Genomic DNA, 10576 nt, shown 5'->3' on the forward strand with positions numbered 1-10576 from the left:
AAGGATCTTAACTAGATTTATCTTAAAAATTACAAATTATAATAGAATGCTAATCATTTTTCAATAGAACTAAAATTTTCCTCTGGCACTATTAATGCCAACGGTTTAGTATAACTAAAGTGCGATTTAGTTATTGCAATTTTTCGAATTATAAATTTAATAAAATAAAAGTTAAGAAACATTCTAATTAACGGATTAAGCAATTTTGGTTATACATTGTTGCAAGTAGTGGTTTTTGAGTTTGTTATAAATCAAATCATTTGTTGTTTTACGGAATTTAAATCATTTAAAACTCTATCTGTAATTTATCGATTTAGTTTAAATTATCATTTTGACTATTTAAAATCTGCGTTAAAATCATCCGTGTAATTGCTCAAAAAATCTATCCGCTATTTTTCTCAAATCGATTTATTTCATCACTTTTATTCGTACAATTTATAAATCTGTCTTTTTTTAAAAACATTTTCTCTATCAATTTTTCAGTTTATTTGCTCATTTTAGAAAATTATTTAAAAATCAAACCGTTCAGTTTTTAATTTTTACGTTTTAATTTATCAAATAGAGTAGAAGTTGATTTAGAATTTTATTTTCTCGTAATTATAATTTTTCCGTGTGTTAGACAATCCAGCTATTTTTTAGAAAAACTCAAATTAAGGATTTCAGAGTGAAATCCGCCATTACTTGCAACGTTGGCGGTATGGTTAGTAAGGGATTGCGGGCTTTACACCTATCAAGGTACAAGAAAAGTTGAAGCGGGTTACTACGCCTCGAAAACCACTGAAACCCTTATTAACTATACCGCGTGTTGTGGGTATGTGCTTTTTATATCTCATTAATAATCATCTCTATATCCTGATATTTCAGTCCATCTCGAATTTGAATTGATTTCAGGTCAATCCAATCAGTACTTAAAAGTCCTTTCTTTTTTTCTAAGCTTAAAATCGATTCCTTACCATCAAGAATAATTCGTCTATTTTTCAATCGAATAATCCACGAACCAAAAATTTCAGATTCATACTTTTTATCCTTAATCAAATTGCCATCAAGTAGGATTGAAAACGTATCAAAGATTAGTTTATTTATTTCCTTACTAATCTGTATTTCCAAATCAAATATTTCACCTAAAATCCGTTTTTTCCCAGTATCATAATCCGAGTCCGTAAACTCAACTTGGCTACCAGTTTTGTTAATTGCAGTAAACTGGTAAACATTGTTTGAAATCTCATCGATTTTCAATGACCAGTCAGGAAATATTGTGTTAAAGTCTGTCATCTATATTATGCCAAAAGTGTGAACATCCATTTTTACAATCCGCCTCTCTTCGATACGTGTCGGCTGTTTTGAATATACTCAACATTATTATAAAAGACTTTCTGAGCTCAGAATCGGGTAAATTCTCAATTTTATTAATCGCAGTCTTAAAAGTCTGTGTTTTGAAAATTATCACAGGTGTCATTGTCTCTTTAATCTGTGCAGTCTGAATCGCTTTCGTTATCAAATCGTCAGTTGGATGAGATTGCTGAGCAAACATTATTAACTTATCTCGAATTTCCTTTTGTTCTGCCAAATCAAACTGGTCAAACCAATCCAATATCTCAGAATCAGACAGCTCATTTTGAGCATACTTATTTATATTTATTTCAATCTCTGTCATAATTTACAAGATGCTCTTTTTGCATTACCCACAACGGATTTTTATATGATTTGTGCGACTGGAAAATCGGAGATTTTTCGGACGTAGCAAATCGTTTTTTGGATGTTTGTCGTTTGTATTAGTTCAAATTTAAGCATAAATTATATGAGTTGTTGTAGCACGTTTTTTTAATCTTTATATCGATTTTCAATTAGTTTCGTATTAACTTTTCTAAAAGGAAAACTGTCATATAATCTTTTCTCCATTTCTTCATCGTATTCCCAATCTTGTTTAAGAAAAGACCAATACATATCTAAAACAACTTTATCATTTATTGTGTTCTCAAAAATTACTAAACCAACACATTTACTTGCTTTTTGATCATATTTTTGAGCATATGTAAAATTAGATAATGCCGTTTTCCAATGTTTTGATGCTTTTTTAATTAATGGTATGAAAACAAATCCGCAATCTGTTCTCGGAACATATATTCTATAAGGTAAATCAATATCATTTTCTTTACATTTCTCAATTGTTCTAATAAATCTTTTTTTGAATTCAGCCAGTTCTGAACGTTTGAGTTTTGCAATTTCTGCTATTATCGGATAATATTCAGTTTTTTCATTAATTCCTTGTATATTTTTATTAAAATTATCAATAATATAAGACATATTAAATTCTGACGAATCAGGTTTAATATTAATCAAGTTATTAATATATTCAGCTTTTAATTCAGATGTGTCAAGAGTTTCTAAAAAATGTCCTAAAACATATTGTTCTGGAAGATTATTTAAGTAATTTGAATGTTTTTGAAATAATTTTTCTCTAAAAGTTAAATATTCTTCGACTTCTGCTGGTGTTATTAAATATTTACAAATCCAATAGTAATCCTCTGAATGGAATAAATGAATAAATCCAATGATTTTACTTTCATAAAACTTTAGATGTCTTTTATCTTCTGAAAAATTATCGTTTGGAGTATATATTATTATGTTTTTAATATTTTCAAATTTAGCTTCCGTTATGTTTTTTGTGTGACCTTTTTCATTTGTAATTGGAATATTCGGGTATTTTTCCAAGTATTTATGAGTGCTTTTTATTTGGCTAACAGCTTTTTTTAAAACTTTATTATTAAACCATTTTGAGTCATTTTCTAAATCTTCCGAATTTCTATCCTTAATTTCAAATATGAAAAAAATGTCATCAATCCAAACTACATTATCTGAAAATTCAAGTTCTTGTTTTGTATCTAAATCTGTAAAATCATTCTTACTAAATGTAAACTCTTTAAAGAAAACATTAGAATTTATCTGTGAGATAATTTTTTCTGATTTATTATTCATTTTTTTCATCAAATGTGCTACAACGTTCTAGTATAAGAATAGTAGCGGATTTACACACACTAACTTTTCGGTTAAACACAGAACTTTTTTATATTTACTTACTTTCATTTTAGCGATTAAACCGCTATTATTTTTATACATTGTTGTACGCTGGCTTTCTTTTCCGCAAACTTGCTAGCGTTGGCGTGAAAGCTCTTTTAAATTTGTGAGGCACGAGCAAACTTTAAATGTGCTTGAACTTGCGTTGGCTAAATTCAGTCAGACTAATTCTCCGAAGAGAACATTTCCGCTAGTGCTTCTCCTTGAGCTAAAACACGGTCAGCTTCCATTTTTGCCACATCTGGCGGATAACCGTATCTCATCAATATTTTCTTTACTGTCAATCTCAATTTAGCTCTTACATCATCTCTTTTACTCCAATCTACAGTTGCATTTTTTCTAATGACATCTACTATCGTATGAATCAATTCTTTCATTTTGTCATCATTCAAAAAGCTAGTAGAATCGTTTTCTTTCAAGACGCTGTAAAAAGCATATTCCTCTGGTGTCAAACCTAAATCTTCTGATTTACTATCTTCCAGTTGCATTTCTTTTGCGATTTCAGATAACTCTGCTAATACTTGTGCTGAATCTATTTGATTGTTATGATAACGTTTCACTACAGATTCCAACATTTCAGAAAACTTTTTCCCTTGTACTAAATTTTTTGTTTTTCTAATTCTTACTTCATCACTCAATAGTTTTTTCAAAAGTTCAAAAGCAATATTTTTTTGTTGCATATTTTTAACTTCCAATAAAAACTCATCTGAAAGAATACTAACAGAAGGTGCTTTTACGCCTGCTGCCTCAAAAACATCAATTACGCCATCACTCGATAAGGCATCATCTATAATTTGTCTGATAGCTGTTTCTACTTCGTAATCCGATTTTACTCCACTACCTGTAAACTTGTTGATACGTGATTTTACAGCTTGGAAAAAGGCAACACCATTTTTTATAGCATCCGCATCTGGACTTGGTATTGACATTGCAAATAACTTTGATAACAATGTCACTTCTTTTAAAAATCTGTCTTTTAATTTTTGGTCTGCTAAAATAAAGTTTTGAGCACCTAACAATACTTGCAATTTTTGTGCTGTATCTACTTTAAAGTATTGTTTGAAATCAAAGCCGTTGAACATTTGCTCTACAATTTCAAATTTCTCTTTCATTCCTGCAATTGCTTCTTTTATATCTACAACAGGCGAACCTTCGCCACCGCTTTGTAAATAGGTTGCCATTGCTTTTCGCAAGTCTTGTCCAATACCTATATAATCAACTACTAAACCTCCTGGTTTATCTTTATAAACTCTATTTACTCTTGCAATTGCTTGCATTAAATTTGCTCCTTGCATTTTTTTGTCTACATACAAGGTATGCATACTTGGTGCATCAAATCCAGTTAACCACATATCACGAACAATGACCAATTTTAGTTCATCATTGGTGTCTTTCATTCTTGTTGCTAAATCTTTTCGTTGATTTTTGGTGGTATGGTGTGGTTGAAAAATTTCTGGGTCGTCTGTGGAACTCGTCATAATGACTTTAATTGTTCCCTTATCTAAATCATCATTGTGCCATTCTGGTTTTAAAGCAATTATTTCATTGTAAAGCCTCACACAAATATTACGTGTCATTCCCACAATCATTGCTTTACCTTCAAACACGTTTTGACGTGCTTCAAAATGACTAACAATGTCTTTAGCAACATCTTTTAAGCGGTCAGGATGACCTACAACAGCATCTATAGTGGTTGTTTTCTTTTTTGCTTTTTCTAATTGTTCTTCGGTCGCATCTGCAATGTCATTGATTTCGTCATCTAGTTTTTTAGAAGTTTCTGCATCTAGTTTAATTTTAATCAAACGAGATTCATAGCTAATAGGAACGGTTGCACCATCATCTACCGCTTGTTTTATATCATAAACATCTATATAATCTCCAAAAACTGCTGGTGTTGATTTATCTTCTTTTTCAATGGGTGTTCCTGTAAAACCAATGTATGATGCATTAGGCAAGGCATCTCTTAAATACTTGGCATTACCAAATCTAATTTCTGAACCATCTTCAGTTTCTACCACGCGACCAGAAAAGCCATATTGACTTCTGTGTGCTTCATCTGCTACGACAACAATGTTTGTTCGGTCTGATAAGGTTTTGTACACATTACCTTCGGCAGGTGCAAATTTTTGAATGGTTGTGAAAATTACGCCACCTCCAGAAACCTTTAATAGTTCTTTGATATGTTCTCTACTATCTGCTTGTACTGGTGTTTGTCGCAACAAACCAACACAATTACCAAATGTGCCAAATAGTTGGTCGTCTAAATCATTACGGTCGGTAAGCATTACAACGGTAGGATTTTCCATTTGTGGATGCGTTATAATTTGTCCGCTATAAAACACCATTGATAAGGATTTTCCAGAACCTTGTGTATGCCAAACTACACCAACTTTTCTATCTCCGTCTTCTGAATGTGATGCTCGTAGGGTTTGAGCAACTGCTTTTTGCACTGCATAATATTGATGATATGCTGCAACTTTTTTAATCTTAACTTGAGATATTAGTCCTGTTTCTTCGTTTTTCTTTTCCTCTTTTTCAAAAACAGTACAGTATCGAATTAGCTCAACCAACGTTTTTTTGTTGAGCATATATTCAGTAAGAATTTGCAATTCTGTTCTTACCTCATTGGCTACTTCTTTGGGTGTTTTCCAAGACAAGTATCGAGAAAATGGTGCTGACACACTTGATGTTCCTGCATCTATGCCATCTGAAATAACACAAATAGCATTGTAATAAAAAATGCTAGGAACTGCTTTTTTATAATTTTTAATTTGGTCAAATGCTCTACGTAAAGTTGCTTTTTCACTTGTTGCACTTTTGAGTTCTATAAATACTAAAGGCAAACCGTTTACGTAGATGACAACATCAAAGCGTTTTTCGTTATTGTTTTCTTTTACAACAAGTTGATTAACTACCCAAAAGTTGTTGTTTTCAGGTTTTGCTACATCTAATAAGATAACATTAATTCCTTTGGTTCTGCCTTCTTTTGTATATTCTACAATTACGCCATTGGTGAGTAAGGTATGGAAACGTTCATTGTTTTCCATTATATCTTCTGTACCAAGATTTATAACCTTTTGGTAAGCTTCTAAACGAGCTGATTCTGGTAGTGTAGGGTTTAATTTTTTTAGTGAATCCTTAAAATGATTTTCTAATAATACGGAACTGAAACTTTCACGTTGTGGATTCTCGCCAAGTGGCGAAATAGCCGTACCATTAAAATAAGTATAGCCTTGGCTTACCAAATGGTCAATTATAGATTGTTCTATTTTATTTTCCGTAAGTTTTTCCACTATTCAAAAATTTCATTGAAAAACGTTTGTTTTTCGGATTCTACTAAATATTTATTAGAAAGGTACAATGGACCAAAAAATTGAGTTAAAGCATCTTTATCTATAATCCATCTAATTTGAGTATTATCGTATGCAGCAACCAATAATCTACTAATCTCTTCTTGCGAGAAAAGACTTTTATATTGTTCCAATTCATCTATGCATACATCTGTATTATTGAAGTTCGTTGAGCCAATTAATGCTTGTAGGTTTTCTGCAAATTGATTTTTATTGGCAGAATTAACTATTACGCCAGCATCTACTTCTACAACAAACTCCTCCTCATCTGTTTTGATAAACACATTTTGATTATCGTCAAAATTTGTCCAGTGTTCAATGATATTATCTTTTGAGATTTTAATTGTCAACTCTTTTTCAACTTGTTGAAGAAAATAATCATCATAAAATTGCGAAACGCTTTTTTGCTTAAATTCTTGGTAAGACTCAACCACAATTATATTATGGTGAGCATCTAAAGCTTCTTTAAGTCTACCATCTTTTACACAAACAAATACATTCTTGTTTGGTATTTCTTGAAGGTATTCTAAAACCGAAAAATATATTAAGCAATCTTTGAAACCTTTATCTGTACCATCTCCAGCTTCAAATGGTGGTTTTTTATTAATGGCTAAATCTTTAATTTGAGGTAAAATATTATTGTCTTTAACATCAATGATTTCGAAGGTAAACTCTTCCTTAACTATCAAATCCTCAATATAAGTTTCAACATTGAACGATTTAGTGTCATCTTCATTAAGAGCCAGTATTTTATGAAGTGGATTTGCTAAAAATTTATCTTTATTTCCTTGTAAATTTTTACGTTTTTGTCTTTTAATTTCCTCAATAACTACTTGAGGAATTACAATATCGGCAACTTGAAGAAATTGTTTTAATTCTTCTCTACCACCTAAAAAATTATTGGTTTCAGGATTGCGGACAATATTTGTATCAAAGATTACTTTTTCTTTCATTACCTCTACTCTTTAAAGTCATTCACACGGATTTGCCCACTCATTAATTTAGGCAACAAAGTATCTCTAGTTTGTTTGAGAGTTTGGATTTGTTGAGCGTTATTTTTGATTTTATCAGTAATAGGGTTAATCATTGCGGTAAAATGACGTATTACTTCTTTTTCTGGTAAATTGAATTTAAATGATTCTACAGAATCTTTAGTTATCATTTTTACAGTTGTCCCTTTTGAATTATTTAAAATATGATTCCTGTACTTTTTACTTTTGAGTAATAAGAATAGAGTTTCATTATTTAATGATGAAATATTTTTTACCATATATAAATTTGTACCAACTATTACTTTCTTCCCTTCATAGTCTTGAGGTATGATTGCAGGATATCCCAATATTGGTAAGTTTTCAGATTGTTGCCTTGTTGCTAAAACAATTTCACCCGGTTGAACCAAAAAAGAATCTGGTGCATTATTTGAATACAATCTCGCACCCTTATGTAAAAATCTGTAGTTATTTGATACGCATCCCATACCTAAAAGGTACGATTCTCCCATACCTAATTCGCTTCCTTTGTATGAATAACCACCTCTAATTTCTATCAAATCTCCAAGATTAACTTCTTTGGAAGATTTATTTTTAGTAAAAAACCATTCTTTAAAAATAGTTTGTGCGGTTTGCTCTAGCGTTTTATTTTGGGCTTGTAGGTTTTCTATTTTATCATCAAAAGCTTTTATTATCCTAGCTATTGATTTTTGTTCAGGAATTGGTGGAAGTAGCACTGGTAAATAGGAAATAGCATCAAAAGTAATTTGTGGGAAGGTTCCAGACCGAGATTCAGCAATTAAATTAAATTCATTTATTGTCTTTTCACTTGACAAATAAATGTAAAGAAATTCATTATTTATTAAATCTGGATTTCTTGAAATTACCATAAATTTTGTAGATACTACAAAATCTTTAGCATCAAAATCAACAATAGCAAATCGTTTGTTTTTTGGTCTAATCTCACTAAATAATATATCCCCTCGAATAATTCCTTTTTTTGCTTGTCCGGGTAAGCCAATTTTAGATGTATAATCTTTATGTAAAAATTTACCATTTAAAACATCTCCGGTATTTATAAAAACGACTTCTTTTTTTGAATTAAAGTCAAACTTTCTTGAAATGTTTTGGGATACCTTACCTAAAGTAGTTTCTACCCAGCCATTTGGTATAACATCTAAACTACTCATAAACTCATCCCAATTTTAGCAAGTTGTGTTGCAATTTCTTTGTTCAGCTCTTGCTCTTTATTCATTTGCTGTTTTAAAGTAGAAGTTAAGTCTGCCATTTTTTCTTCAAATGAAATACCATCATCATCTTCGTCTAGTATGCCAACATAACGTCCTGGTGTGAGTACGTAGCTGTTTTTTTGTAAAGTTTCCAATTTGGCAGATTTACAGAAGCCTTTTATATTTTGATAGTTTTCTCCCTTTCTCCAATTAAGATAGGTGTCTCGTATTTTCGTAATATCTTCTTCGGAAAAATCACGGTGAGCACGGTCTTTCATAAAGCCTAGTTCAGAAGCATCTATAAAAAGTACTTCTTTACTATGGTTGGTTTTTTCTCTACGTAAAAACCAAATACAAGCAGGAATACCTGTGTTGTAAAAGAGTTGTTTGGGTAAGGCAACAATACATTCTACCAAATCGGCATCTACTAAATTTTTACGTATATCGCCTTCGCCAGAGGTATTAGAACTTAAAGAGCCGTTAGACAAAACTGTAGCCATTACACCTCTTGGTGCTAAATGATAGAGCATATGTTGCATCCAACCGTAATTGGCATTACCATTAGGTGGTGTTCCGTATTTCCAACGTGCATCATCTGCCAAAATATCTACACCCCAATCTTTTTGGTTAAAAGGTGGGTTGGCAAGTACAAAGTCTGCTTTTAAATCTGGGTGTGCATTTTTAAGAAAAGTACCTTCCGTGTTCCAGACTACAAACTTGCTATTGATGTTGCGTATGGCTAGGTTCATTTTAGAGAGTTTCCAAGTGGTTTGGTTGCTTTCTTGTCCATATACCGTAATGTCTTTTATGTTTCCGCTATGTTCGGTTACAAATTTTTCACTCATTACAAACATTCCACCAGAACCACTTGCAGGGTCATAAACACGACCTTTGTAAGGTTCTATCATTTCTACCATTAGTTTTACAATGGCTTTTGGTGTATAGAATTGTCCACCTTTTTTTCCTTCTGCATTGGCAAATTCGCCCAAGAAATATTCATAAACCCGTCCAAAAAGGTCTTTAGAGTTTTCGTTTTCTGCTTGCAGTTCGGTGTTTGAGATTAAGTCAATTAATTCGCCTAAAGAAGTCTTATCTAAATTGGCTTTTCCATAAACTTGAGGAAGCACATTTTTAAGGTCAGTATTTTCTTTTTCTATAGCTTCCATTGCTTCATCTATGGTTTGCCCAATAGATGGTAATTTGGCTTGTGCTTGAATATGACTCCAGCGTGCTACTTTCGGAACAAAGAAGGTGTTTTCGGCAATATACTCATCTCTATCTTCTGGGTCAGACCACTCGTCAGCTTCTAGTTTGTGATAGAGTTCTGCAAACGATTCAGAAATGTATTTTAAGAAAATCAAACCTAAAACTACGTGCTTGTATTCGGCAGCATCTATGTTTTTACGAAGTTTGTCTGCTGCTTTAAAGAGTTTCTTCTCGAAACTGCTATTGTCTGTTTTTGCCATTTAGTTATTTTCTTTGTTTGATATTATCAATTCTTTTATATCTATGTCTAAAATGTTCGCAATCTCCATCAACGTTTCAAGTCTCGGTTGTTGTCGGTTTTGAGCATATGCATTGACCATATTGTAACTCTTTCCGAGTTTTTCAGCTAGCCAAGTCTGCTTAATTCCTTTCTGCTCCAACACTTCCTTTATTCGGTTCATTTCAGATGTCATTTTTCCGTCCACTAATATAGTTTTATATCTCAAAATATTGTGTATAAAATCAAAATATTTTGGGTGGCGGTGGGGAAGTGAAAGCTCTTTTTATTTTGTGAGGCACGAGCAAAATAAAATGTGCTTGAACGTGTGGTGGCATTTTTTTCAGCTTGCGTACAACGGTTTTGTATAACTAAAGTTGTGATTTGTTTTTTGCAATTTTTGTTTGATAAATTTAGTAAAATAAATATTAAGAAACATTCTATTTTAGA

At 31.7% G+C, this 10576-nt stretch carries 9 protein-coding genes; all 9 read right to left on the reverse strand.

What is annotated here, in order from left to right; translation table 11 throughout:
• Positions 1-822 precede the first annotated feature (822 nt).
• Complete coding sequence (locus tag BX611_RS14820; protein WP_115882795.1) at positions 823-1272, reverse strand: hypothetical protein; 450 nt, start codon at positions 1270-1272, stop codon at positions 823-825.
• Positions 1259-1654 carry a DUF5958 family protein gene (locus BX611_RS14825; protein WP_115882797.1) on the reverse strand — a complete coding sequence of 132 codons (396 nt, stop codon included), beginning with the start codon at positions 1652-1654 and terminating at the stop codon, positions 1259-1261. Before BX611_RS14825 ends, BX611_RS14820 begins: the two co-directional genes overlap by 14 nt.
• Before the next feature lie 167 nt (positions 1655-1821).
• Positions 1822-2976 carry a hypothetical protein gene (locus BX611_RS14830; RefSeq protein ID WP_147296433.1) on the reverse strand — a complete coding sequence of 385 codons (1155 nt, stop codon included), beginning with the start codon at positions 2974-2976 and terminating at the stop codon, positions 1822-1824.
• Positions 2977-3239: 263 nt separating this feature from the next.
• Complete coding sequence (locus BX611_RS14835) at positions 3240-6368, reverse strand: type I restriction endonuclease subunit R (protein ID WP_115882801.1); 3129 nt, start codon at positions 6366-6368, stop codon at positions 3240-3242.
• Positions 6368-7378 carry a PIN domain-containing protein gene (locus BX611_RS14840; RefSeq protein ID WP_115882803.1) on the reverse strand — a complete coding sequence of 337 codons (1011 nt, stop codon included), beginning with the start codon at positions 7376-7378 and terminating at the stop codon, positions 6368-6370. Before BX611_RS14840 ends, BX611_RS14835 begins: the two co-directional genes overlap by 1 nt.
• A gap of 5 nt (positions 7379-7383) precedes the next feature.
• Positions 7384-8604, reverse strand: coding sequence for a restriction endonuclease subunit S (locus tag BX611_RS14845; protein ID WP_115882805.1), 1221 nt, complete (start codon positions 8602-8604; stop codon positions 7384-7386).
• Positions 8601-10109 carry a class I SAM-dependent DNA methyltransferase gene (locus BX611_RS14850; RefSeq protein WP_115882807.1) on the reverse strand — a complete coding sequence of 503 codons (1509 nt, stop codon included), beginning with the start codon at positions 10107-10109 and terminating at the stop codon, positions 8601-8603. Before BX611_RS14850 ends, BX611_RS14845 begins: the two co-directional genes overlap by 4 nt.
• A complete protein-coding gene (locus BX611_RS14855; protein WP_181897255.1) occupies positions 10110-10310 on the reverse strand; it encodes a helix-turn-helix domain-containing protein in 201 nt (66 codons plus the stop codon).
• A gap of 41 nt (positions 10311-10351) precedes the next feature.
• Positions 10352-10576 (reverse strand): hypothetical protein (locus BX611_RS15130; protein WP_220344162.1); only part of this gene is annotated, 225 nt, incomplete at its 5' end.

The sequence above is a fragment of the Lutibacter oceani genome, from assembly GCF_003384935.1.
In the GTDB taxonomy this organism is placed as follows: domain Bacteria; phylum Bacteroidota; class Bacteroidia; order Flavobacteriales; family Flavobacteriaceae; genus Lutibacter; species Lutibacter oceani.